The organism is Pseudomonas sp. RIT409 (genome assembly GCF_003052515.2).
Taxonomy (GTDB): Bacteria; Pseudomonadota; Gammaproteobacteria; order Pseudomonadales; family Pseudomonadaceae; genus Aquipseudomonas.
In genome coordinates, this window is the sequence record NZ_QARE02000002.1 from 95,372 (window position 1) to 117,751 (window position 22,380).

General features: G+C 57.3%; 22 protein-coding genes and 3 pseudogenes. 19 read left to right on the top strand and 6 right to left on the bottom strand.

Features of this window, described 5'->3' with window-relative positions; genetic code table 11:
- The first annotated feature begins 259 nt into the window (after positions 1-259).
- From mnmG to DBP26_RS03060, 18 genes and pseudogenes are all read left to right on the top strand, one after another.
- Positions 260-2,158, top strand: a complete 1,899-nt coding sequence (gene mnmG / locus DBP26_RS02975; RefSeq protein ID WP_108236330.1) for a tRNA uridine-5-carboxymethylaminomethyl(34) synthesis enzyme MnmG — start codon at positions 260-262, stop codon at positions 2,156-2,158.
- On the top strand, positions 2,155-2,799 hold the full coding sequence (gene rsmG / locus DBP26_RS02980) for a 16S rRNA (guanine(527)-N(7))-methyltransferase RsmG (RefSeq protein ID WP_108236329.1): 645 nt from the start codon (positions 2,155-2,157) through the stop codon (positions 2,797-2,799). Before mnmG ends, rsmG begins: the two co-directional genes overlap by 4 nt.
- An 18-nt stretch (positions 2,800-2,817) precedes the next feature.
- On the top strand, positions 2,818-3,612 hold the full coding sequence (locus tag DBP26_RS02985) for a ParA family protein (RefSeq protein WP_108236328.1): 795 nt from the start codon (positions 2,818-2,820) through the stop codon (positions 3,610-3,612).
- A gap of 9 nt (positions 3,613-3,621) precedes the next feature.
- Entirely contained in the window at positions 3,622-4,494 is an 873-nt protein-coding gene (locus DBP26_RS02990; RefSeq protein WP_108236327.1) for a ParB/RepB/Spo0J family partition protein, read from the top strand.
- A gap of 146 nt (positions 4,495-4,640) precedes the next feature.
- Positions 4,641-5,048, top strand: a complete 408-nt coding sequence (locus DBP26_RS02995) for a F0F1 ATP synthase subunit I (RefSeq protein ID WP_108236326.1) — start codon at positions 4,641-4,643, stop codon at positions 5,046-5,048.
- A 16-nt stretch (positions 5,049-5,064) separates the two neighbouring features.
- Positions 5,065-5,934, top strand: coding sequence for a F0F1 ATP synthase subunit A (gene atpB, locus DBP26_RS03000; RefSeq protein ID WP_108236325.1), 870 nt, complete (start codon positions 5,065-5,067; stop codon positions 5,932-5,934).
- Positions 5,935-6,069: 135 nt separating this feature from the next.
- Positions 6,070-6,327, top strand: a complete 258-nt coding sequence (gene atpE / locus DBP26_RS03005; protein WP_002555987.1) for a F0F1 ATP synthase subunit C — start codon at positions 6,070-6,072, stop codon at positions 6,325-6,327.
- A 57-nt stretch (positions 6,328-6,384) separates the two neighbouring features.
- Positions 6,385-6,855, top strand: a complete 471-nt coding sequence (locus tag DBP26_RS03010; RefSeq protein ID WP_108236324.1) for a F0F1 ATP synthase subunit B — start codon at positions 6,385-6,387, stop codon at positions 6,853-6,855.
- A gap of 12 nt (positions 6,856-6,867) precedes the next feature.
- Positions 6,868-7,404, top strand: a complete 537-nt coding sequence (locus tag DBP26_RS03015; protein WP_108236323.1) for a F0F1 ATP synthase subunit delta — start codon at positions 6,868-6,870, stop codon at positions 7,402-7,404.
- Between the two features lie 21 nt (positions 7,405-7,425).
- Positions 7,426-8,970 carry a F0F1 ATP synthase subunit alpha gene (atpA, locus tag DBP26_RS03020; protein WP_108236322.1) on the top strand — a complete coding sequence of 515 codons (1,545 nt, stop codon included), beginning with the start codon at positions 7,426-7,428 and terminating at the stop codon, positions 8,968-8,970.
- A 50-nt stretch (positions 8,971-9,020) separates the two neighbouring features.
- On the top strand, positions 9,021-9,881 hold the full coding sequence (gene atpG / locus DBP26_RS03025) for a F0F1 ATP synthase subunit gamma (protein ID WP_108236321.1): 861 nt from the start codon (positions 9,021-9,023) through the stop codon (positions 9,879-9,881).
- Positions 9,882-9,909: 28 nt separating this feature from the next.
- A complete protein-coding gene (atpD, locus tag DBP26_RS03030; RefSeq protein ID WP_108236320.1) occupies positions 9,910-11,286 on the top strand; it encodes a F0F1 ATP synthase subunit beta in 1,377 nt (458 codons plus the stop codon).
- A 44-nt stretch (positions 11,287-11,330) separates the two neighbouring features.
- Positions 11,331-11,756, top strand: coding sequence for a F0F1 ATP synthase subunit epsilon (locus DBP26_RS03035; RefSeq protein WP_108236319.1), 426 nt, complete (start codon positions 11,331-11,333; stop codon positions 11,754-11,756).
- Between the two features lie 114 nt (positions 11,757-11,870).
- On the top strand, positions 11,871-13,235 hold the full coding sequence (glmU, locus tag DBP26_RS03040) for a bifunctional UDP-N-acetylglucosamine diphosphorylase/glucosamine-1-phosphate N-acetyltransferase GlmU (protein WP_108236318.1): 1,365 nt from the start codon (positions 11,871-11,873) through the stop codon (positions 13,233-13,235).
- A 148-nt stretch (positions 13,236-13,383) separates the two neighbouring features.
- Entirely contained in the window at positions 13,384-14,154 is a 771-nt protein-coding gene (locus DBP26_RS03045) for a DeoR family transcriptional regulator (protein ID WP_177411001.1), read from the top strand.
- Positions 14,155-14,163: 9 nt separating this feature from the next.
- Entirely contained in the window at positions 14,164-15,999 is a 1,836-nt protein-coding gene (gene glmS, locus DBP26_RS03050; protein ID WP_108236316.1) for a glutamine--fructose-6-phosphate transaminase (isomerizing), read from the top strand.
- Positions 16,000-16,082: 83 nt separating this feature from the next.
- A pseudogene (locus tag DBP26_RS27190) lies at positions 16,083-16,220 on the top strand (IS3 family transposase); the annotation flags it as partial.
- Between the two features lie 118 nt (positions 16,221-16,338).
- Positions 16,339-16,563 (top strand): annotated as a pseudogene (locus DBP26_RS03060) (hypothetical protein); the annotation flags it as partial.
- Here DBP26_RS03060 and DBP26_RS03065 read toward each other — a convergent pair.
- From DBP26_RS03065 to DBP26_RS03075, 3 genes are all read right to left on the bottom strand, one after another.
- Positions 16,553-17,773 carry an MFS transporter gene (locus DBP26_RS03065; RefSeq protein WP_108236314.1) on the bottom strand — a complete coding sequence of 407 codons (1,221 nt, stop codon included), beginning with the start codon at positions 17,771-17,773 and terminating at the stop codon, positions 16,553-16,555. The pseudogene DBP26_RS03060 and the gene DBP26_RS03065 sit on opposite strands and share 11 nt — an antisense overlap.
- A gap of 126 nt (positions 17,774-17,899) precedes the next feature.
- Positions 17,900-18,760 carry an N-acyl homoserine lactonase family protein gene (locus tag DBP26_RS03070; protein WP_108236313.1) on the bottom strand — a complete coding sequence of 287 codons (861 nt, stop codon included), beginning with the start codon at positions 18,758-18,760 and terminating at the stop codon, positions 17,900-17,902.
- A 219-nt stretch (positions 18,761-18,979) separates the two neighbouring features.
- Entirely contained in the window at positions 18,980-19,495 is a 516-nt protein-coding gene (locus DBP26_RS03075; RefSeq protein WP_256601144.1) for a TetR/AcrR family transcriptional regulator, read from the bottom strand.
- A 279-nt stretch (positions 19,496-19,774) separates the two neighbouring features.
- On the opposite strand from DBP26_RS03075, the pseudogene DBP26_RS03080 reads away from it, so the two are divergent.
- A pseudogene (locus DBP26_RS03080) lies at positions 19,775-20,128 on the top strand (2-oxo acid dehydrogenase subunit E2); the annotation flags it as partial.
- Here the strand turns inward: DBP26_RS03080 and DBP26_RS03085 are convergent.
- The 3 genes from DBP26_RS03085 to cynS form a co-directional block, all read right to left on the bottom strand.
- The gene (locus DBP26_RS03085) at positions 20,125-20,943 is read right to left on the bottom strand and encodes a sulfite exporter TauE/SafE family protein (RefSeq protein WP_108236311.1); all 819 of its coding nucleotides are present in this window, start codon (positions 20,941-20,943) and stop codon (positions 20,125-20,127) included. The pseudogene DBP26_RS03080 and the gene DBP26_RS03085 overlap by 4 nt on opposite strands.
- An 8-nt stretch (positions 20,944-20,951) precedes the next feature.
- The gene (locus DBP26_RS03090) at positions 20,952-21,836 is read right to left on the bottom strand and encodes an MBL fold metallo-hydrolase (RefSeq protein WP_108236310.1); all 885 of its coding nucleotides are present in this window, start codon (positions 21,834-21,836) and stop codon (positions 20,952-20,954) included.
- A gap of 61 nt (positions 21,837-21,897) precedes the next feature.
- Positions 21,898-22,347, bottom strand: coding sequence for a cyanase (gene cynS / locus DBP26_RS03095; protein ID WP_108236309.1), 450 nt, complete (start codon positions 22,345-22,347; stop codon positions 21,898-21,900).
- Positions 22,348-22,380 lie beyond the last annotated feature (33 nt).

Genomic DNA, 22,380 nt, shown 5'->3' on the forward strand with positions numbered 1-22,380 from the left:
GATCCACCTAGGCACAGGGTTCAGTTTCTCTGTACACCCCGTTTTACAAGGGATACATGAATCTATCCACAGAAAGCAGCTGGTATAAACATAAACATAAAAACAGAGCTTTTATAAATTTCTCTTCTTTCTTATTTTTTTATTCCCATCGGTCCACAGCTGGTTAAATTTTGCGCAAAAGGTTTCTTTCAACAGGTTGAAGTCCCTATACTTGCCGCCAATTTCCAATTCCCCCCATTTAACAGGCACGAGGTGCGTGGTGGATTTCCCTTCCCGTTTTGAAGTGATCGTCATCGGCGGCGGTCATGCCGGTACCGAGGCAGCACTTGCGTCAGCTCGCATGGGTGTGAAAACCCTGCTCCTGACGCACAACGTGGAAACCCTCGGGCAAATGAGCTGCAACCCCGCCATTGGCGGCATCGGTAAAAGTCATCTTGTCAAAGAGATTGATGCGCTCGGTGGAGCGATGGCGGTGGCAACCGATCTTGGCGGCATCCAGTTTCGTGTACTCAACAGTCGCAAAGGCCCAGCCGTAAGGGCTACCCGTGCGCAAGCAGACCGGATTCTGTATAAGGCCGCGATCCGCGAGATCATTGAGAACCAGCCAAACCTGTGGATATTTCAGCAGTCCTGCGACGATCTGATCGTTGAGCAGGATCAGGTACGAGGCGTAGTGACCCAGATGGGTCTGCGTTTCATGGCGGATTCGGTGGTGTTGACCACGGGCACGTTCCTCGGTGGACTTATCCACATCGGGTTGCAGAACTATTCGGGGGGGCGCGCGGGGGATCCGCCTTCCATCGCGCTGGCGCGGCGTCTGCGCGAGTTGCCGCTGCGTGTTGGGCGGTTGAAAACTGGAACTCCGCCCCGCATCGACGGACGTTCTGTCGATTTTTCGGTGATGACCGAGCAGCCAGGCGATTTACCGATCCCTGTGATGTCATTCCTTGGCAACAAGCAGCAACACCCTCGGCAGGTCAGTTGCTGGATCACGCACACGAACGCGCGTACCCACGAAATCATTGCAAAGAACCTCGATCGTTCGCCGATGTACTCGGCTGCTGGTGAAATCGAGGGCGTCGGCCCGCGTTATTGCCCGTCGATCGAAGATAAGATCCACCGCTTCGCGGACAAGGAAAGCCATCAGGTATTCATCGAGCCAGAAGGGCTGACGACGCACGAGCTCTACCCGAACGGCATTTCCACTTCGTTGCCCTTCGACGTGCAATTGCAGATCGTCCGATCGATTCGCGGCATGGAAAACGCACACATCGTCCGCCCAGGCTATGCGATCGAGTACGATTACTTCGATCCGCGTGACCTGAAATACAGTTTGGAAACCAAGGTCATTGGTGGGCTGTTTTTTGCCGGCCAAATCAACGGTACCACTGGTTACGAAGAGGCTGGGGCCCAAGGGTTGCTCGCGGGCACCAACGCGGCGCTGCGCGCTCAAGGCAAGGAGAGCTGGTGCCCGCGCCGTGACGAAGCGTACATAGGTGTGTTGGTGGATGATCTGATCACGCTCGGTACTCAGGAGCCGTACCGCATGTTCACTTCTCGGGCGGAATACCGGCTTATCCTGCGCGAGGACAACGCGGACTTGCGGCTGACGGAAAAAGGCCGGGAGCTTGGGCTGGTCGACGATGCCCGCTGGGCCGCTTTCTGCACAAAACGCGAAGGCATCGAACAGGAGGAGCAGCGCCTCAAGACGACGTGGATTCGTCCCGGTACAGAGCAAGGCGATGCTGTATCCGCTCATTTCGGTACGCCGCTGACCCACGAATACAATTTGCTCAACCTGCTGAGCCGGCCTGAAATCGACTACGCCAGCCTCGTCGCGCTGACCGGCGAACAGGTGGTGGATCCTCAAGTTGCCGAGCAGGTGGAGATCAAAACCAAATACGCCGGTTACATCGACCGCCAACAGGACGAAATCGCTCGGCTGCGGGCTAGCGAAGACATCAAGCTGCCTGTGGATATCGACTACTCGGGCATTTCGGGCCTGTCGAAAGAGATCCAGAGCAAATTGGGGACAACCCGGCCTGAGACGCTTGGCCAAGCTTCACGCATTCCTGGCGTTACCCCGGCGGCAATCTCACTGCTCATGATTCACCTGAAAAAACGCGGCGCGGGCCGTCAATTGGAGCAAAGCGCTTGAATTCGTTGGTCACCCCGCAGCATGCAGAAGAACTGACCCTTGGTGCACGTGAGCTAGGCGTCGAATTGACCGAGGTTCAACACTCACGTCTATTGGGCTATCTGGCACTGCTCATCAAATGGAACAAGGCCTACAACCTGACCGCAGTGCGTGATCCGGATGAAATGGTGTCTCGCCACCTGCTCGACAGCCTGAGCTTGGTCCCGTTCATCCAAGGTGAACGGCAGTTGGACGTCGGCAGTGGCGGCGGGATGCCTGGCATCCCGCTGGCCATCATGTTTCCAGACATGGACGTGACCTTGCTGGACAGCAACGGTAAGAAAACCCGCTTTCTGACTCAGGTGAAACTTGAGTTGCAGCTGGTCAATCTCACGGTTATCCACAGCCGAGCGGAGGCCTTCCAGCCGGAGTTGCCTTTCACCGGCATCGTTTCCCGCGCGTTCAGCAGCTTGGAAGATTTCACGCAATGGACGCGTCACATGGGCGACGTCAAAACGCGCTGGCTGGCAATGAAAGGTCTGCATCCAGCGGACGAACTGGTAGCATTGCCGACTGATTTTCATCTGGAAAGCGCGCAAGCCTTGGCCGTACCGGGTTGCCAAGGCCAACGGCATCTGCTGATACTGCGCCGCACGGCATGACAGGGAACACACGCAAGAATGGCTAAGGTATTCGCGATAGCGAACCAAAAAGGAGGGGTGGGCAAAACCACCACCTGCATCAACTTGGCGGCGTCGCTGGTGGCCACCAAGCGACGGGTGCTGTTGATCGATCTCGATCCACAAGGCAACGCCACCATGGGCAGCGGTGTGGATAAGCACGCCTTGGAGCATTCCGTCTACGATCTGCTAATCGGCGAGTGCGACCTGAACCAGGCCATGCACTTTTCCGAACACGGTGGTTATCAGTTGTTGCCGGCCAACCGGGATCTGACTGCCGCCGAGGTCGTGCTGCTGGAAATGCAGATGAAAGAGTCGCGGCTGCGAACTGCACTGGCGCCGATCCGCGAGAACTATGACTACATCCTGATCGATTGCCCGCCCTCGCTGTCGATGCTGACCCTCAATGCGTTGGTCGCTGCCGACGGTGTCATCATTCCCATGCAGTGTGAGTACTTTGCGCTCGAGGGATTGAGCGACCTTGTGGATAACATCAAGCGTATAGGCGAACTGCTGAATCCGGCCCTGAAGATCGAAGGACTTCTGCGCACGATGTATGACCCGCGTCTGAGCCTGATCAACGACGTATCGGCACAGCTGAAGGAACATTTCGGCGATCAGCTTTATGACACGGTCATCCCGCGGAACATTCGTCTCGCGGAGGCGCCGAGTTTCGGCATGCCTGCATTGGCCTACGACAAGACTTCGCGCGGCGCGCTGGCTTACCTGGCACTGGCTGGCGAAATGGTTCGTCGTCAGCGCCGGACTTCCCGCGCTGTTGCCCAGCCCACCTAAGGAAACGTCATGGCCGTCAAGAAACGAGGACTCGGACGTGGGCTGGACGCACTTCTGAGCAGTCCCACCGTCAGCACGCTGGAGGAACAGGCAGTCAAGGCTGACAAACGCGATCTGCAGAATTTGCCGCTGGATCTTATACAGCGTGGCAAATACCAGCCGCGTCGGGACATGGACCCACAGGCACTTGAAGAACTCGCCAACTCGATCAGAGCTCAAGGTGTGATGCAGCCCATCGTGGTGCGTCCGATTGGCGAAAATCGATACGAGATCATCGCCGGGGAGCGCCGCTGGCGCGCCAGCCAGCAGGCCGGCGTCGACACCATCCCTGCCATGGTCCGCGATGTGCCGGACGAAGCAGCCATTGCCATGGCGCTGATCGAAAACATTCAGCGTGAAGACCTCAACCCCATCGAAGAAGCCATTGCGCTGCAGCGGCTACAGAGTGAATTTCAACTGACCCAACTGCAAGTGGCAGAGGCTGTGGGTAAGTCACGTGTGAGTGTGGCGAATCTGCTCCGTCTGATTGCGTTACCTGAAGCGATCAAGACGATGCTCTCTCACGGTGATCTTGAAATGGGCCATGCCCGCGCGCTGTTGGGTTTGCCGGAAGAGCGCCAGGTCGATGGGGCGCGACACGTTGTCGCACGCGGCCTCACTGTGCGCCAAACTGAGGCGCTGGTGCGTCAATGGTTGAGTGGTAAACAGGAGGCCGCGGCGCCTGTGAAAGCCGATCCGGATATCGCCCGCCTCGAACAGCGTCTGGCCGAGCGGCTGGGCTCTGCGGTGCAGATTCGCCACGGCCAGAAGGGAAAAGGCCAACTGGTGATTCGTTACAACTCACTGGACGAGCTGCAAGGCGTCCTCGCTCACATCCGCTGAAACACATCGTGCGTAGCGTGTAGTCGGAAATCACGACCCGGCAGTTGAATAGGGGCTGAACCGCCCCTATACTCTGCGCGCATTTTGTCGGCACAAATTATGCCAAGTTATTGATTTTGGCGGCTGGCATACGAGGAGCCCATGTGATGGAGACACGCACGCCAAACCGCCTGCCGTTTCATCGCCTGGCTGTTTTCCCGGTCTTGCTGGCTCAGCTGATTGTCCTGCTACTGGCGGCGGTGACGCTTTGGCAGTGGCATGGAGTCGTAGCTGGATACTCAGGGCTTTGCGGAGGCCTGATAGCGTGGCTGCCCAATTTGTACTTCGCCCATAAGGCGTTCCGGTTTTCCGGGGCCAGGGCAGCGCAAGCCATCGTTCGGTCGTTCTATGCCGGCGAGGCGGGCAAACTGATTTTTACGGCAGTGCTGTTCGCACTGACCTTTGCAGGCGTAAAGCCGCTGGTACCACTGGCGGTTTTCGGCGTATTCATGCTGACCCAGTTGGTCAGCTGGTTCGCACCCCTGCTAATGAGAACAAGACTTTTGAGACCTTAGGGCGTTTGAGGCAACCATGGCAGAGCAAACAGCTTCGGGCTATATCCAGCACCACTTGCAGAACTTGACCTTCGGTCATTTGCCTGACGGCACTTGGGGCTTCGCTCATTCCGCAGCAGAAGCAAAAGAAATGGGCTTTTGGGCTTTCCACCTCGACACGCTCGGCTGGTCGGTTGCCTTGGGCCTGATCTTCGTTCTGTTTTTCCGCATGGCCGCGAAAAAGGCGACCTCGGGTCAGCCGGGCGCCTTGCAGAACTTCGTCGAAGTGTTGGTCGAATTTGTCGACGGCAGTGTTAAAGACAGCTTCCATGGCCGCAGCGCCGTGATTGCTCCGCTGGCGCTGACGATCTTCGCCTGGGTGTTCCTGATGAACGCCGTCGACCTGATTCCGGTCGACTGGATCCCGCAACTGGCCATCATGATTTCCGGTGACCATCACATCCCGTTCCGTGCCGTATCGACTACCGATCCGAACGCTACGCTGGGCATGGCCCTGTCTGTTTTTGCGCTGATCATCTTCTACAGCATCAAGATCAAGGGCATTGGCGGTTTCATCGGTGAATTGACCCTGCATCCGTTCAGCAGCAAGAACGTGCTGGTCCAGGCGCTGTTGGTTCCTGTGAACTTCCTGCTTGAATTCGTGACGCTGGTCGCCAAGCCAATTTCCCTGGCGCTGCGACTGTTCGGCAACATGTACGCCGGTGAATTGGTGTTCATCCTGATTGCAGTCATGTTCGGCAGCGGGTTGCTCTGGCTGAGCGGACTGGGCGTGGTTCTGCAATGGGCGTGGGCGGTCTTCCACATCCTGATCATCACCCTGCAAGCGTTCATCTTCATGATGCTGACCATCGTCTATCTGTCGATGGCTCACGAAGATAACCATTAAGACGCGCTCAGCGAGTCTGATGAGCCCCTCATTGCGGTGGGGGGCCGCCCGCAAGGGCTGATGTAAAAACGATTTTGTTTTACCGCTTTAATCTAAGAAAACCTAACCAATACGACGTAAAAGTCGGGAGGAAAGATGGAAACTGTAGTTGGTCTAACTGCTATCGCTGTTGCACTGCTGATCGGCCTGGGCGCTCTGGGTACTGCAATCGGTTTCGGCCTGCTGGGCGGTAAATTCCTGGAAGGCGCTGCGCGTCAACCAGAAATGGTTCCAATGCTGCAAGTTAAAATGTTCATCGTCGCTGGTCTGCTCGACGCCGTGACCATGATCGGTGTTGGTATCGCTCTGTTCTTCACTTTTGCGAATCCCTTCGTTGGTCAACTCGCTGGCTAATCGCTCGAATTTTCGAGTTGATTGGTGTGATGGACAACGAACGAGCGAGGTGTTGGCGTGAACATTAATGCAACCCTGATTGGCCAGTCCGTTGCGTTCTTCATTTTTGTGCTGTTCTGCATGAAGTTCGTGTGGCCTCCGGTCATCGCGGCTTTGCACGAACGTCAGAAGAAGATCGCGGATGGACTGGACGCTGCCACCCGAGCAGCTCGCGACCTGGAGCTGGCCCAAGATAAAGCGGCCCAGCAACTTCGCGATGCGAAAGCTCAGGCAGCCGAGATCATTGAGCAGGCCAAGAAGCGCGGTACTCAGATTGTCGACGAAGCCCGTGAACAGGCTCGTGTCGATGCTGACCGCATCAAGGCTCAGGCTCAGGCCGAGATCGAGCAGGAACTGAACGGCGTTAAAGACGCGCTGCGCGCCCAGTTGGGTAGCTTGGCTGTCAACGGTGCCGAGAAGATCCTGGGTGCCACAATCGATCAAAACGCGCACGCGGAGCTGGTTGATAAACTGGCTGCAGAAATTTAAGCGAGGGCGATCATGGCAGAACTGACCACGTTGGCCCGACCTTACGCTAAGGCAGCCTTCGAGCATGCCCAGGCCCACCAGCAACTGGCCAATTGGTCAGCCATGCTCGGCCTGGCTGCTGCAGTGTCTCAAGACGAGACGATGCAGCGCCTGCTCAAGGCCCCGCGACTGACGAGCGCAAACAAGGCCGCCACTTTTATTGAAGTGTGCGGCGACAAGTTCGATGCCCAGGCACAGAATTTCATCCACGTCGTTGCCGAAAACGACCGTCTCCAGCTTCTGCCGGAGATCGCTGACCTGTTCGAGCTGTACAAGGCTGAGCAGGAAAAATCGGTCGATGTGGATGTCACCAGTGCTTTTGCATTGAACCAAGAACAGCAAGACAAACTCGCCAAGGTTCTCAGTGCACGGCTCGGCCGGGAAGTGCGCCTGCACGCTGCGGAGGATGCTGCCCTTATAGGCGGTGTCACCATCCGCGCCGGCGACCTGGTTATCGATGGCTCAGTTCGCGGCAAACTCGCGCAACTAGCCGAAGCATTGAAATCTTGAGTTTGAAGGGGCAGCAGAGCAATGCAGCAACTCAATCCTTCCGAAATTAGTGAAATCATCAAGGGCCGCATCGAGAAACTCGATGTGGCCTCCCAAGCCCGTAACGAAGGCACCGTTGTCAGCGTGTCTGACGGTATCGTGCGGATTCACGGTCTGGCCGATGCGATGTACGGCGAAATGATCGAGTTCCCGGGCGGCGTCTACGGTATGGCACTGAACCTGGAGCAAGACTCCGTGGGTGCGGTGGTACTGGGCGCTTACACCTCCTTGGCTGAAGGCATGAGTGCCAAGTGCACCGGCCGTATCCTTGAAGTTCCGGTTGGTAAGGAACTGCTGGGTCGCGTCGTCGACGCGCTCGGTAACCCGGTTGACGGCAAGGGCCCTCTGAACAACACCGAGACCGATGCGGTCGAGAAAGTTGCTCCGGGCGTTATTTGGCGTAAGTCGGTAGACCAGCCTGTGCAAACCGGCTACAAGGCTGTCGATGCCATGATCCCTGTCGGCCGTGGCCAGCGCGAGCTGATCATTGGCGACCGTCAGATCGGTAAAACCGCTCTGGCAATCGACGCGATCATCAATCAGAAAGACAGCGGCATTTTCTGCGTCTACGTCGCAGTGGGTCAGAAGCAATCGACCATTGCCAACGTGGTGCGCAAGCTGGAAGAAAACGGCGCTCTGGCGAACACCATCATCGTGGCTGCCAGTGCTTCCGAATCCCCTGCGCTGCAATTCCTGGCTCCTTATGCCGGTTGCACCATGGGCGAGTTCTTCCGTGACCGCGGTGAAGATGCGCTGATCGTCTATGACGATCTGTCCAAACAAGCTGTGGCTTATCGTCAGATCTCCCTGCTGCTGCGTCGTCCACCAGGACGTGAAGCGTACCCAGGTGACGTGTTCTATCTCCACTCCCGTCTGCTGGAGCGCGCATCCCGCGTTTCGGAAGAGTACGTCGAGAAGTTCACCAACGGCGCAGTGACCGGCAAGACCGGTTCCTTGACCGCACTGCCGATCATCGAAACCCAGGCGGGTGACGTTTCCGCGTTCGTTCCGACCAACGTGATCTCCATCACCGACGGTCAGATCTTCCTGGAATCGGCCATGTTCAACTCCGGCATCCGTCCGGCAGTTAACGCCGGTGTTTCGGTATCCCGTGTGGGTGGTGCCGCTCAGACCAAGATCATCAAGAAGCTGTCCGGTGGTATCCGTACCGCGCTGGCTCAGTACCGTGAACTGGCAGCATTCGCCCAGTTCGCTTCTGATCTGGACGAAGCGACCCGTAAGCAGCTTGAACATGGTCAGCGCGTTACCGAGCTGATGAAGCAGAAGCAATATGCGCCAATGTCGATCGCCGACATGTCGCTGTCGCTGTATGCCGCTGAGCGTGGGTTCCTGACTGACGTTGAAATCGCCAAGGTCGGTAGCTTCGAACAAGCGCTGATTGCTTACTTCAACCGCGATCACGCCGATTTGATGGCCAAGATCAACGTGAAGGGTGACTTCAACGACGAAATCGATTCTGGCCTGAAAGCCGGTATCGAGAAGTTCAAGGCCACCCAAACCTGGTAAGCCGCAGTGGGAGCCGCGAGGCTCCCGCTTGCTAACCTGATAGGTGTTACATGGCAGGCGCAAAAGAGATTCGCAGCAAGATTGCGAGCATCAAAAGCACGCAAAAGATCACCAGCGCCATGGAAAAAGTGGCGGTCAGCAAAATGCGCAAAGCTCAAATGCGCATGGCTGCTAGCCGCCCTTACGCGGAGCGCATCCGCCAGGTGATTGGTCATCTTGCCAACGCTAACCCGGAATACCGTCACCCGTTCATGATCGATCGCGCCGTGAAGCGCGCCGGTTATATCGTGGTGAGCAGTGACCGTGGTCTGTGCGGTGGCTTGAATACCAACCTGTTCAAGGCCTTGGTCAAGGACATGGCTAAGAACCGTGACAACGGTGTCGAGATCGACCTGTGTGTGATCGGCAGCAAAGGTGCGGCGTTTTTCCGCAACTTCGGCGGTAACGTCGTCGCTGCGATCAGCCACTTGGGCGAAGAGCCGTCGATCAATGATCTGATCGGCAGCGTCAAGGTGATGCTGGATGCCTACCTGGAGGGCCGTATTGACCGCCTTTCCGTGGTATCCAACAAGTTCATCAACACCATGACTCAGCAGCCCACGGTCGAGCAACTGGTTCCGTTGGTCGCGACCCCGGATCAAGAACTCAAGCACCACTGGGATTACCTGTACGAACCCGACGCCAAAGAGCTGCTGGACGGCTTGATGGTGCGTTACGTGGAGTCGCAGGTCTACCAGGCGGTGGTCGAGAACAACGCTGCTGAACAAGCGGCGCGGATGATCGCAATGAAGAACGCCACCGACAACGCCGGTGACCTGATCAGCGATTTGCAGCTGATCTACAACAAGGCGCGTCAGGCAGCGATCACCCAAGAGATCTCGGAAATCGTCGGCGGCGCTGCCGCGGTTTAACGGTTCAAATATTCAGAGGATCCAGCTAATGAGTAGCGGACGTATCGTTCAAATCATCGGCGCCGTGATCGACGTGGAATTTCCACGCGACAGCGTACCGAGCATCTACAACGCGCTGAAAGTGCAAGGCGCGGAAACCACTCTGGAAGTCCAGCAGCAGTTGGGTGACGGCGTGGTTCGTACCATTGCGATGGGTTCGACCGAAGGCCTGAAACGTGGTCTGGACGTCGTCGACACCCAGGCAGCCATCTCCGTGCCAGTCGGCAAGGGCACCCTGGGTCGCATCATGGATGTCCTGGGCAATCCGATCGACGAAGCCGGTCCGATCGAGGCCGAAGAGCGTTGGGGCATTCACCGCGCTGCGCCTTCGTTCGCCGAACAGGCGGGTGGGAATGACCTGCTGGAAACCGGCATCAAGGTTATCGACCTGGTCTGCCCGTTCGCCAAAGGCGGTAAAGTCGGTCTGTTCGGTGGCGCCGGTGTCGGCAAGACCGTAAACATGATGGAACTGATCCGTAACATCGCCATCGAGCACAGCGGTTATTCCGTGTTCGCCGGTGTAGGTGAGCGTACTCGTGAGGGTAACGACTTCTACCACGAGATGAAGGATTCCAACGTTCTGGACAAGGTTGCCCTGGTATACGGCCAGATGAACGAGCCGCCGGGAAACCGTCTGCGCGTAGCTCTGACCGGCCTGACCATGGCCGAGAAGTTCCGTGACGAAGGTAACGACGTTCTGTTGTTCGTTGACAACATTTATCGTTACACCCTGGCCGGTACTGAAGTATCCGCGCTGCTGGGCCGTATGCCTTCGGCAGTAGGTTACCAACCGACTCTGGCGGAAGAGATGGGCGTGCTGCAAGAGCGCATCACTTCGACCAAGCAAGGTTCGATCACTTCCATCCAGGCCGTTTACGTGCCTGCGGACGACTTGACCGACCCGTCGCCAGCGACCACCTTCGCCCACTTGGACGCCACCGTCGTTCTGTCCCGTGACATCGCTTCCCTGGGTATCTACCCGGCGGTCGATCCTCTGGACTCCACGTCGCGTCAGTTGGACCCGAACGTGATCGGCACCGAACACTACGAAACTGCTCGTGGCGTTCAGTACGTGCTGCAGCGTTACAAAGAGCTGAAAGACATCATCGCGATCCTGGGTATGGACGAATTGTCCGAGACCGACAAGCAACTGGTTGCCCGTGCTCGTAAGATTCAGCGCTTCCTGTCGCAGCCGTTCTTCGTGGCTGAAGTCTTCACCGGTGCTTCGGGTAAATACGTTTCCCTGAAAGACACCATTGCTGGCTTCAAAGGCATCCTCAACGGTGACTACGACCACCTGCCAGAACAAGCGTTCTACATGGTTGGCGGCATCGAAGAAGCGATCGAGAAAGCCAAGAAACTGTAATCATGGCGCCCGGAAACGGGCGCTCATCAGGTTGAGGCAGGCAAATGGCTATGACAGTCCATTGCGATATCGTCAGCGCGGAAGGGGAAATTTTCTCCGGTCTGGTCGAGATGGTGATTGCGCACGGTAGCCTGGGCGATCTGGGTATCGCTCCGGGCCACGCACCGCTGATCACCGGCTTGAATCCGGGTCCGATCACGCTGACCAAGCAGGGTGGAGAAACCGAGGTGTTCTACATCTCCGGTGGTTTCCTTGAGGTTCAACCGAACATGGTCAAAGTGCTTGCCGATACCGTGCAACGTGCTAGCGACCTGGACGAAGCCTCCGCTCAGGAAGCCGTTAAGGCGGCTGAGCGCGCCCTGAATGAAAAAGGCGCAGATTTCGATTATGGATCTGCCGCAGCACGTCTGGCGGAAGCCGCAGCTCAGCTGCGCACCGTTCAGCAAATTCGCAAGAAGTTCGGCGGCTAAGGCCACGGCGTTCATGTGCAATTGAGTAAAAGGGTAGCCTCGGCTACCCTTTTTCTTTTTTCGCGTCTCCCGAATCACCGCTCAGCACACGCTGTGCCCGCTTGGAATCCCTTCATGTCTCTCGATATCGTCATTCTTGCTGCAGGTCAGGGCACTCGTATGCGTTCGGCCCTGCCAAAGGTTTTGCACCCGGTCGCCGGCAATTCCATGCTCGGACATGTTATCCACAGCGCTCGGCAACTTTCTCCGCAAAGCATTCAAGTGGTGATTGGCCATGGTGCCGAACGGGTCCGCCAACAACTGGCAGCGGATGACCTGAATTTCGTTCTTCAGGACAAACAGCTGGGCACTGGCCATGCCGTCGCTCAAGCAGTTCCCATGCTGAGCGCAGACACCGTGCTGATTCTTTACGGCGACGTCCCCTTGATCGAAGTAGAAACGCTCGAGCGTTTACTGACGTTGGTCAACGATCAGCAATTGGGCCTCCTGACCGTCAATCTGGACGATCCAACGGGCTACGGCCGAATCGTGCGAGATGCCGAACACCGTGTCAGCGCGATCGTCGAACATAAAGACGCGACCGACGCGCAGAAAGCCATCAAGGAAGGCAATACCGGCATTTTGGCCGTCCCGGGCAAGCGCCTGGCGGAGTGGCTTGGGCGTCTGTCGAACAACAATGCTCAAGGCGAGTATTACCTTACTGACGTCATTGCCATGGCCGTCAACGATGGGTTGACGGTTGCAACCGCCCAGCCGCTGGACGCGATGGAAGTGCAGGGTGCAAACGACCGCAAGCAACTTTCGGAGTTGGAGCGGCACTATCAGTTGCGCACAGCACATCGGCTGATGGCTCAGGGCGTAACGTTACGTGACCCGGCCCGGTTTGACGTCCGGGGGGAAGTGATTGTGGGCCGCGACGTCACAATAGACGTCAACGTGATTCTTGAAGGGCGCGTGGTCATTGAAGACGGCGTCTCCATCGGCCCTCACTGTGTGATCAAAGACAGTACTTTGCGCAAGGGCGCGATCATCAAGGCCAGCAGCCACCTGGAAGGCGCGATCGTTGGCGAATCCGCTGACGCGGGGCCCTTCGCGCGCTTGCGGCCTGGCAGTGTGCTCGGAGCACATGCACATGTGGGTAACTTTGTTGAATTGAAAAACGCCGAAATGGGCGAGGGCGCCAAAGCGGGTCACTTGACGTACTTGGGGGATGCTGTGATCGGCGCACGGACCAACATCGGGGCGGGCACGATTACCTGCAACTACGATGGCGCCAATAAGCACAAAACGGTGTTGGGCAAGGACGTGTTCATCGGCTCCAACAACTCACTGGTAGCACCTGTGGATATCTTGGACGGCGCCAGCACTGCAGCCGGTTCGACGATCACTCAGAACGTCGCGGCTGAGCAGCTTGCTGTGGCTCGCGCGCGTCAACGCAATATCGATGGCTGGAAACGCCCAGTGAAGATCAAGAAGTAAATTATCCACAGGTTGTTCGGCATGGAAGAGCAGCGTGGACCAAGCCATTTGTCGTCGGCTTCCGCATGTTCAGTGCCTCACTCCTTGACGGAAGCGTTTCGATGCGCTTACATTCGCTTCGTTATCTTTCGAAACGAAACTTAAAGCGATCATGTCGAAACGCAATACCCCCCAGCGTCGTCACAACATCCTCGCCCTGCTCAATGACCAGGGCGAGGTCAGCGTTGAGGCCTTGGCCAAACGTTTCGAAACCTCCGAAGTTACGATTCGTAAGGACCTAGCGGCGCTGGAAAGCAACGGTCTTCTGCTGCGTCGCTACGGTGGCGCGGTGCCAATGCCTCAGGAACTGATCGGTGAACCCGGCCAGCCCATTTCGCCCTATAAACGGGCGATCGCCCGCGCAGCCGTGAAGCGGATTCGCGAACATGCACGCATCATCATCGACAGTGGCAGCACCACTGCCGCGATGATTCCTGAACTCGGTCTACAACCGGGCTTGGTGGTCATGACCAATTCCCTCCACGTCGCGAATGCCCTCGGTGAGTTGGAACATGAGCCTGTGCTGCTGATGACCGGCGGGACCTGGGACCCTCATTCAGAGTCTTTTCAAGGCCAGGTGGCCGAGCAGGTCTTGCGCTCCTACGACTTCGACCAGCTTTTCATCGGAGCCGATGGCATCGATTTGCAGCGAGGCACTACGACCTTCAATGAGCTGCTGGGCCTGAGCCGCGTCATGGCGGAAGTTGCCCGCGAAGTCATTGTGATGGTCGAGGCAGACAAAGTCGGCCGAAAAATTCCCAACCTGGAGCTGCCATGGAGCAGCGTCCATACCCTCATTACCGATGATCGCCTGCCGCAATCGGCACGCGACCAGATTCAGGCCCGCGGCGTGACAGTGATCTGCGCCGCTGTTTCCTAGGAGAAGACTATGTGTGGAATTGTCGGCGCTGTCGCTGAACGTAATGTCACTGCCATTTTGCTGGAAGGCCTCAAGCGCCTGGAGTACCGCGGGTACGACAGCGCCGGTGTCGCGCTGTTCAGCAACGCCGGGGTGCTGGAGCGCCGTCGTCGCGTCGGCAAGGTCAATGAACTGGAGCAATCGCTCGCAGGCGAGCCTCTGGTGGGCCGTCTAGGTATTGCCCATACCCGCTGGGCCACCCACGGTGCGCCGCTGGAACACAACGCGCACCCACACTTTTCGGGTGGGGAACTGGCCGTCGTCCACAACGGCATCATCGAAAACCACGAGCCACTGCGTAATCGCCTCAAGGACCTTGGCTATCTCTTCACTTCGGACACTGACACTGAAGTCATCGTCCACCTTCTTCACCACAAGCTCCAAGACACGGCTGATCTGACCGCCGCATTGAAAGCCACCGTCAAGGAATTGCACGGTGCATACGGTCTGGCCGTGATCAGCGCCAAGCAGCCGGATCGGCTGGTCGCCGCCCGCAGCGGTAGCCCGCTCGTTGTCGGCCTGGGGCTGGGCGAAAACTTCCTGGCATCCGATCAGTTGGCATTGCGCCAAGTCACTGACCGTTTCATGTACCTGGAAGAAGGCGACATCGCTGAAATCCGCCGCGACAGCGTGCAGATCTGGACCGCCGCCGGATTGCCGATCGAGCGCGAGGTCGTGCAATACCGCGAAGGTGCGGAAGCCGCTGACAAAGGCGAGTTCCGCCACTTCATGCTCAAAGAAATCCATGAGCAGCCCAAGGTCGTTCAGCGCACCCTCGAAGGCCGCCTGGGCCACGAGCAGGTCATGACACAAGCGTTCGGCCCCCAAGCGGCGGAGCTGTTCGCCCAAGTGCGCAACGTTCAGATCGTCGCCTGCGGCACCAGCTACCATGCCGGTATGGTTGCCCGTTACTGGCTGGAGGGCCTGGCGGGTATTCCATGCCAGGTCGAAGTGGCCAGCGAGTTCCGCTACCGCAAGGTCGTGGTTCAGCCCGACACCCTGTTCGTTTCGATCTCACAATCCGGCGAAACGGCGGACACGCTGGCGGCATTGCGCAACGCCAAGGAGCTGGGATTCCTCGCCAGCCTAGCGATCTGCAACGTCGGCATCAGCTCGCTGGTGCGTGAATCGGACCTGACCCTGCTGACCCAGGCGGGGCCGGAAATTGGGGTTGCGTCGACCAAAGCCTTCACGACTCAACTGGTCGCTCTGATGTTGCTGACCTTGTCGTTGGGCCAAGTCAAAGGCACGCTTGAACCCGGTGTTGAAGCCGAGTTGGTCGAAGAGCTGCGTCGCCTGCCCACCCGCCTTGGCGAAGCGTTGGCCATGGACAGCACCGTGGAAAAGATCGCGGAACTGTTCGCCGAGAAAAACCACACCCTGTTCCTTGGCCGGGGTGCGCAATTCCCCGTGGCCATGGAGGGCGCGCTGAAACTCAAAGAGATCTCCTACATCCACGCCGAAGCCTATCCCGCAGGCGAACTCAAACACGGTCCGTTGGCGTTGGTCGACAGCGACATGCCCGTCGTGACAGTCGCACCGAACAACGAATTGCTGGAAAAGCTGAAGTCCAACCTGCAGGAAGTCCGCGCACGCGGCGGTGAGCTGATTGTCTTCGCCGATGAGCAAGCAGGCCTTGTTAACGGTGAGGGGACCCATGTCGTCGCCATGCCACACATCGTCGACGCCCTGGCGCCAGTCCTGTACACCATCCCGCTGCAACTGCTGTCGTATTACGTTGCTGTGCTCAAAGGGACGGATGTCGACCAGCCGCGGAACCTTGCGAAGTCGGTGACAGTGGAATAAGCCTGTCACAGGCGGGGGATATGATCCTACGAAGTAAAAAATTGACGCATGGGATTCAGTAAATACAGGGGCTGGCCGGGAGGGGACGCAGAAGCATCAAGGCAATGATGAAAGAAGGTGAGCGAACGCGGTTCAAGGTGCGCAGCCTGATGCGTGAGCTGGCGTTAGTCACCGAACAGCCAGGGTCGCAGGCATACAAAAAGGCCGCAGCGGAGCGGCCGAGGGGCTATCGTGCAAAGAAAATACAAAGAGGTCTGAAGCGCTACATCATCCGAGGCGTGTATCCACTGATTCTGGCCGACTTGAGCGAGTCGAGGCGCTGGTTGACATAGGAGCGTCAATGCGCGAATGGAACGAGTCTTCCGCAGCTTGAAATCGGAGTGGAAACCGGCCACAGGCTACCTGATCGGGCAGCAAGCACAGCGGGACATCAGCCAGAATTTGATGACCTATTACAACTGGATCCGCCTGCATCAATTCAACGATGGGCTGGCTCCGGCGAAAGCTGAAGAAACTCAAAACTGTGTCCGGAATGAGTTGACCACTGCATCACTCAATCTTTAACGGTTCGTGTCCAGATAAGTCCAAACGTTGCTAAAGCGGCCAGCACTACGATTACCGCACCGAACATCTGCGCGGTAAACATGATGTCGGCACCTTTAGCCACCTCATATCCCGCTGCAATCGCGGGAACGCCCATGCCCAGGTAGCAGCACAGGAACGAAACAGACAGCACACCCGCCAGTTCAGCAGGGCGTGCGGCAGCAACGACCATACGGATACCGCCTTGAAACCCCGCTCCGAACCCAATCCCAGCCATACCAATGCCGTAGAAGAAAAACACGAACGATTTCAATTGCAATGAGACGAGTACAGTCATCATCCCGAGCATGAGTGCCAGGCTTCCAACCCAGGCAAACGTGCGCGCAGAACGCGAGCGCAATACAAGAATCGCTGCCACCCCGCTGCCTGAAAACGTCGCCAGTGCCAAGCCGCCTATCGAGGACGAAGAGACTTCAAAAACATGCTTGATCAGCGCAGGCCCCAGTGAGGCGTAGAAGCCGGCGACTGCCCACCCGGCAATAAAGACTGATGCCGCAATCAGCATTGCAGAGCGTACTTGAGGAGGCACGCCGAATTGAGGAATCAGCGAACGCAACGCTCCGGGTCGGACGGGTTGAGTGTCTCTCAGTAACACCAGCCCAATGAACTGAATCGTCAGTACCACGGCAAGGAAGGCAAATACCGTATGGGTGGGGAAAGGAATGAATTGCACCATCAGACTTCCCAAAAGCGCGCCAATAGCGCTGCCGCTCACAGGCGCGATTGCATTTGCGATGGCGCCACGCTGTGCGTGAAGCTGAATCAGCCCGGCGCCGACAGCTGACACGGCGGCGCCTGTGGAAAGTCCCTGAAGCACCCGTCCGGCGATCAAGTCCCACAGCCCCGAGGCGGTTCCTAACCAATACATGGCCACAACTTGCATGATCGTCGTCACAAGCAAGACAGGTCGGCGACCGATGTAATCCGACACTCTGCCGAATACTAGCAACGCCGCTAGAACCGAGAGCGCATAGACACTGAAAATGATCGTGATGATGACCGCTGAAAAATGCCAAGTGCTTTGATAAATCGGATAGATCGGTGTCGGCACGCTGGAACCTGCGAGAAATGAAAGCGTGATCGACGCCAGTAGCCAAAACCGTACTTGGGGGGACAGCCTCTGATGCGGCTCTGCACCGCCAGATGCGCTGGAAAGCGAAATCTCAGTCATGCCGAATTCAACTCATCAAAGTCCGCTGATCAACAGGCATGCGCCGAAAACAAAAATCGCCATGCCCAACGCGAAACGTACCGCTCGCCAATGGCGAGCGGATGCAGGAACGACTGCCGTCATGCCTTACTTACCCTCAATGGGGGTGTAATTGGCAATGTGAGTTACATCGGCCTTGGGATTGGAGATGGCATCGTTCATCACCCCCACTACTTTTCCATTACGGATAAGCGCAGGGACGTCATGGCTAGGCAGCAAGAACTTGCTGTCCGCAAGGGCGCGCTTGAGCGCTTTCTTTTCCTCAAGCGTCGACATTGCACGGTTGGCGGTAATGGTTGGCTCGTGCGCCGCCTGATCAAGGATGGGATCGATCAACTGATCTTGAAGGTTGTAAGCGATGTCACCGCAGATATTGGCCATCCCTTCATCTGTCTCGACGAGAATCGACAGCGAGCCTGGTGTGTGGCCACCCGAAAGACGAACAGCGACGCCCGGAATAACCTCCTCTTCGAAAGTCCCGTCGACGTCGAACAGTCGAATAGCGCCTCGCGTATGCAGACGATCGATCAGATGTTTAGTGTCCGCTGCGGTGTACATCAACGGGCCCATGATCCCGGAAGCCGCAAACTCCAGCTCTCGGCGGGAGATACCGACCGTAGTTGCCATAGGGAACAGATCCGTCATTCCGACGTGATCAATATGGGCATGGGTATGCAGGATGTGACGAATGTCCTTCATGCGCATGCCGTGTTGCGCAAGGTGATACTCGAGTGTCATCTCTGGAGTCACTTCGTACGGCAAGTCGAAAGCGGCGTACTGCTCGATGCTTCGCGACCCGGTGTCGACCAGAATGGGTTCTTCACCGCCGGTTATGAGAAACCCAAGTACAGGAATCGTCACTGTTTCGCCTGGATTGCGAAACAGAACCAAGCCACTGGAGTCGAGCTGCATGTTGCCGAGATTGATGGGATGAATTTTCAACGCCATGGTAATTCTCCTACAGATTGCCTTTATCGAGGCAAGGCTTCCCTAACGCCGAGCATCGAGCACTCAGCGGGGGCAGAAATGGACCGGAGTATTGAAAAACCGGGAGCCCGTGAGCAGACCCGGTCTACTTAAGGTTCCGAATTGATTTAGAACCGACTGGTTCAATATAGATCAGCAGGAGGTCGTCGGCAAGATAAAAAACCGATCGGTTTGAAAAAATTAAAGCAGCTTTAACGCCTGCATGAAGTGGCCGACAGGATCGTCAGAATCCTTGACTCGCAAGCTGCTTTCTACACATACGCCTGAAAAGAACACCATGACCAGGTCCGAGACCACCTCGGCTGGCAATTTGGTGTTCTCGGCATGTACGTTTGCCACGACCTCAGGCATCAAACGACGATGGCTGTCGTTCAAGAGTTGGCGTATGCCGTCGGACAGGGTCGAGATTTCACGTAATGCGTTCACTGAGAAGCACCCTGTGCAGCCATTCTCCTGCCGTTCTCCAAGCCGCAGAAAACGCTCGATATTAGTCCACCCCAACGGCTGCGCGCTCAGTATTTCAAGTGCCCCTCTGTGCTGGTAGTAGTAAGCCAGAGCATTGAAAAACAGGTCTTCCTTGTCTTGAAACTCTGAGTACAGGCCTGATTTGTTGACCCCCGTGGCCTGCTCCAGATGCTGGAGAGACGTTCCAGCAAATCCGTGCTTCCAAAACACTGGGAGCGCTTTTTCGAGCACAGATTCTCGATTGAATTTTCGGGGTCTCCCCATGGCAAATATCTCCACTGCAAAGCTTAAAGAACCGTTCGGTTTTCTATCTTATAGGTTCTGTAGCCCGTCAGCCAGTTGGTATCGAGTGAAGTTGACGACTGGAGATCGGGCAGAGATACAGCGTCTCGCCGTCGCTCGACAAAGCGATACCTCGGATGCAACGGTCAGGATCTTCGCTTTTACATCCGGTCCTCATAAAATCTCAGGTGCCTATTACATCGCAACTGAGTATGCGTTCCCTATGTCGCCAATCACGATGACGTGGGCGTGACGAAGCTGGAAGAGCTGCGCCAGATGCTCAACCACGATCCCGCAAGCAGAGGCATCAAGATCACGCTGCTGGCGTTTATTGCCAAGGCCTGTACGGTGGCATTAAACGCTTCCCGTACTTCAATGCATCACTGACCGAAGGTCAGCAAATTCTGCTTAAGAATCATTTTTATCGGCTTCGCAGCGGACACGCCTAACGGGTTGGTGGTACCGGTGGTACGAGACGTCGACCAAAAAGGTGTATTGGAAATAGCCAGCGAGATGTCGACGCTATCCGCGCTGGCGCGTGAAGGAAAGCTAAAGCCTCCAAAAAGCTGTCGTCAGTACTAAGGCAGCAGAGCATGCCCAGCGAGCATGATGGCCGCAGCGATCCCCGTCACCGAAAATGCCTGCTGCAAGCGAGGTCCGGCCAACTGCCCCGCGAACAAACGGCCAGCCAGCAACCCGAGCACAGCCCCCACTGCGAAGGGCAGCGCCGCTGGCCAATACAGCGATCCCGTCACAGCTGCAGTGGTCACGCTTCCCATCGACACAATGGCAATGGCAGCCAACGAGGTCGCAGTGATGCTCTTCATCTCCAGGTTGGTGCAACGGGCCAGCGCCGGAACGACGACAAAGCCACCGCCCACCCCAAGGAGTCCGGACAACACTCCTGAAAGCATTCCGGTCAGTGCCAGCGCGCGTGCGCAGGGCAGTGTCCAGCGCAAGCGCCCGCAGACTGGATTGAGCACGCAGGGCATGGAGTCCAGGCGAGGTGGTGGTGCTCCATGCCGCAGGTCCCGATTGGCGTTGTGCAGCATCCGCAGGCACGCATAAATCAGGACCATCGAAAACATCAGCGCCAGCGGTAGATTAGGCACGCGATGAGCGATGTAGAGCCCTAGCGGAGCCACGACGATTCCAATCATCGAGACCAGGCCTGCGGCACGATAGCGAACGATCCCTTGCCGCAGACCGAGTACCGCGCCCACGCCTGCCGAGAGTCCTACGGCCAGCAATCCAACCGGTGCCGCCTGGGGCAGTGACAAGCCCAGACCGAATACCAGAACCGGCACGGCGAGAATCCCTCCTCCGGCGCCGGTCAGGGCGAGGATCGCACCGATACCACCGCCCAACAGCACGCTCAGCATCGCATGGTCGAACATGATTGAACTCACAGGGCATTAATCGGAATTTTCAGATACCGCACGCCATTGGCCTCGGCTTCCGGCAAGTGTCCGCTGCGCATGTTCACCTGCACCGACGGCAGGATCAGCGCGGGCATGGCGAGGGTGACATCGCGGGCTTCACGCATGGCCACGAAGTCATCTTCACCAAGGCCGTCATGCACATGGATGTTGTGCTTGCGTTGGGCGTCGACTGTCGTCAGGTATTCGATCGGTCGGCCGTTCGGGCGGTAGTCGTGGCACATGTAAATCAGCGTGTCGGTGGGTAACGCCAGGATTTTTTTGATGGAGCGATACAGCGTTCTGGCGTCACCGCCGGGGAAATCGCAGCGGGCGGTGCCGTAATCCGGCATGAACAGGGTATCGCCGACGAACGCCAGCGTATGGTCGCCCGCGCTGATCACATAGGTCATGCAGGCCGGCGTGTGGCCGGGCGTGTGCAACGCCTGCGCGTTGAGGCTGCCGATGAGAAAATGGTCGCCATCCTCGAACAAGGCATCGAACTGGCTGCCGTCACGCTTGAACTGATCGCCCTCATTGAACAGCGCGCCAAATGCCCGCTGAACATCGGTGATATGGCTGCCTATCGCGATTTGGCCCCCTAGCCTGTCCTTCAGATAAGGGGCGGCGGACAGGTGGTCGGCATGCACATGGGTTTCCAGAATCCACATCACCCGCACACCCAGTTGCTGCACGCGCGAAACCAGAGCGTTAGCCGACTGCGTATGGGTACGGCCTGATTTGGAATCGAAGTTCAGCACGCTATCAATGATCGCGCCGCTCAGGGTCAAGCGGTCTACCACCAGGTAACTGAAAGTAGAGCTGGCATCATCCAGAAAAGCCTCGACTAGAATATTGTCGTCGATGAGCATGCCGCCCTCCTGTTGCCATGGTGGAACGGCCGCACACACGTGCGGCCGGTGCGCGTCGGGATCAGTAGCTTTTGTAGGGCAGGAACTTGCCGGACAGCACGACATTGACCCGGTCGCCCTTGGGGTCCGGCTGGCGCTGAATGTCCATGGAGAAATCGATCGCGCTCATGATGCCGTCGCCGAACTCCTCATGAATCAGCTCCTTGATGGTGGTGCCGTAGACGTTCACCAGTTCGTACCAGCGATAGATCAGGGGGTCAGTTGGCACCGACGTCGGCAGCGAGCCCTTGTACGGTGTCACTTGCAGCCAGGCCACGGCCTCATCCGATAGCTCGAACAGCTTGCCCAGGGTCTCGGCCTGAGATTTGTCGAAGGTCATCTGGCCCAGGCAACCGGCAGTAGTCCACTCCTTGGACAGGCCGATACGCTCAGCCACGTCACGCCATTTCAAGCCTTTGCTGACCTTGGCGGCGAGAATCATCTGGGTCACTTGGTCGCGATTGGAAATCATGGAAACCTCTCTCATCAGTCATGCAGCGGGATT

What these genes read in the sequence shown, in the direction of transcription:
- DBP26_RS03065 (WP_108236314.1), bottom strand. Translation starts at nt 17,773, where the DNA reads ATGACTGAGATTTCGCTTTCCAGCGCATCTGGCGGTGCAGAGCCGCAT.
- DBP26_RS02995 (WP_108236326.1), top strand. Translation starts at nt 4,641, where the DNA reads ATGGAGACACGCACGCCAAACCGCCTGCCGTTTCATCGCCTGGCTGTT.
- atpE (WP_002555987.1), top strand. Translation starts at nt 6,070, where the DNA reads ATGGAAACTGTAGTTGGTCTAACTGCTATCGCTGTTGCACTGCTGATC.
- DBP26_RS03070 (WP_108236313.1), bottom strand. Translation starts at nt 18,760, where the DNA reads ATGGCGTTGAAAATTCATCCCATCAATCTCGGCAACATGCAGCTCGAC.
- atpB (WP_108236325.1), top strand. Translation starts at nt 5,065, where the DNA reads ATGGCAGAGCAAACAGCTTCGGGCTATATCCAGCACCACTTGCAGAAC.
- DBP26_RS03085 (WP_108236311.1), bottom strand. Translation starts at nt 20,943, where the DNA reads ATGTTCGACCATGCGATGCTGAGCGTGCTGTTGGGCGGTGGTATCGGT.
- atpD (WP_108236320.1), top strand. Translation starts at nt 9,910, where the DNA reads ATGAGTAGCGGACGTATCGTTCAAATCATCGGCGCCGTGATCGACGTG.
- DBP26_RS02985 (WP_108236328.1), top strand. Translation starts at nt 2,818, where the DNA reads ATGGCTAAGGTATTCGCGATAGCGAACCAAAAAGGAGGGGTGGGCAAA.
- glmS (WP_108236316.1), top strand. Translation starts at nt 14,164, where the DNA reads ATGTGTGGAATTGTCGGCGCTGTCGCTGAACGTAATGTCACTGCCATT.
- DBP26_RS03035 (WP_108236319.1), top strand. Translation starts at nt 11,331, where the DNA reads ATGGCTATGACAGTCCATTGCGATATCGTCAGCGCGGAAGGGGAAATT.
- atpG (WP_108236321.1), top strand. Translation starts at nt 9,021, where the DNA reads ATGGCAGGCGCAAAAGAGATTCGCAGCAAGATTGCGAGCATCAAAAGC.
- glmU (WP_108236318.1), top strand. Translation starts at nt 11,871, where the DNA reads ATGTCTCTCGATATCGTCATTCTTGCTGCAGGTCAGGGCACTCGTATG.
- cynS (WP_108236309.1), bottom strand. Translation starts at nt 22,347, where the DNA reads ATGATTTCCAATCGCGACCAAGTGACCCAGATGATTCTCGCCGCCAAG.
- DBP26_RS02990 (WP_108236327.1), top strand. Translation starts at nt 3,622, where the DNA reads ATGGCCGTCAAGAAACGAGGACTCGGACGTGGGCTGGACGCACTTCTG.
- DBP26_RS03015 (WP_108236323.1), top strand. Translation starts at nt 6,868, where the DNA reads ATGGCAGAACTGACCACGTTGGCCCGACCTTACGCTAAGGCAGCCTTC.
- DBP26_RS03090 (WP_108236310.1), bottom strand. Translation starts at nt 21,836, where the DNA reads ATGCTCATCGACGACAATATTCTAGTCGAGGCTTTTCTGGATGATGCC.
- atpA (WP_108236322.1), top strand. Translation starts at nt 7,426, where the DNA reads ATGCAGCAACTCAATCCTTCCGAAATTAGTGAAATCATCAAGGGCCGC.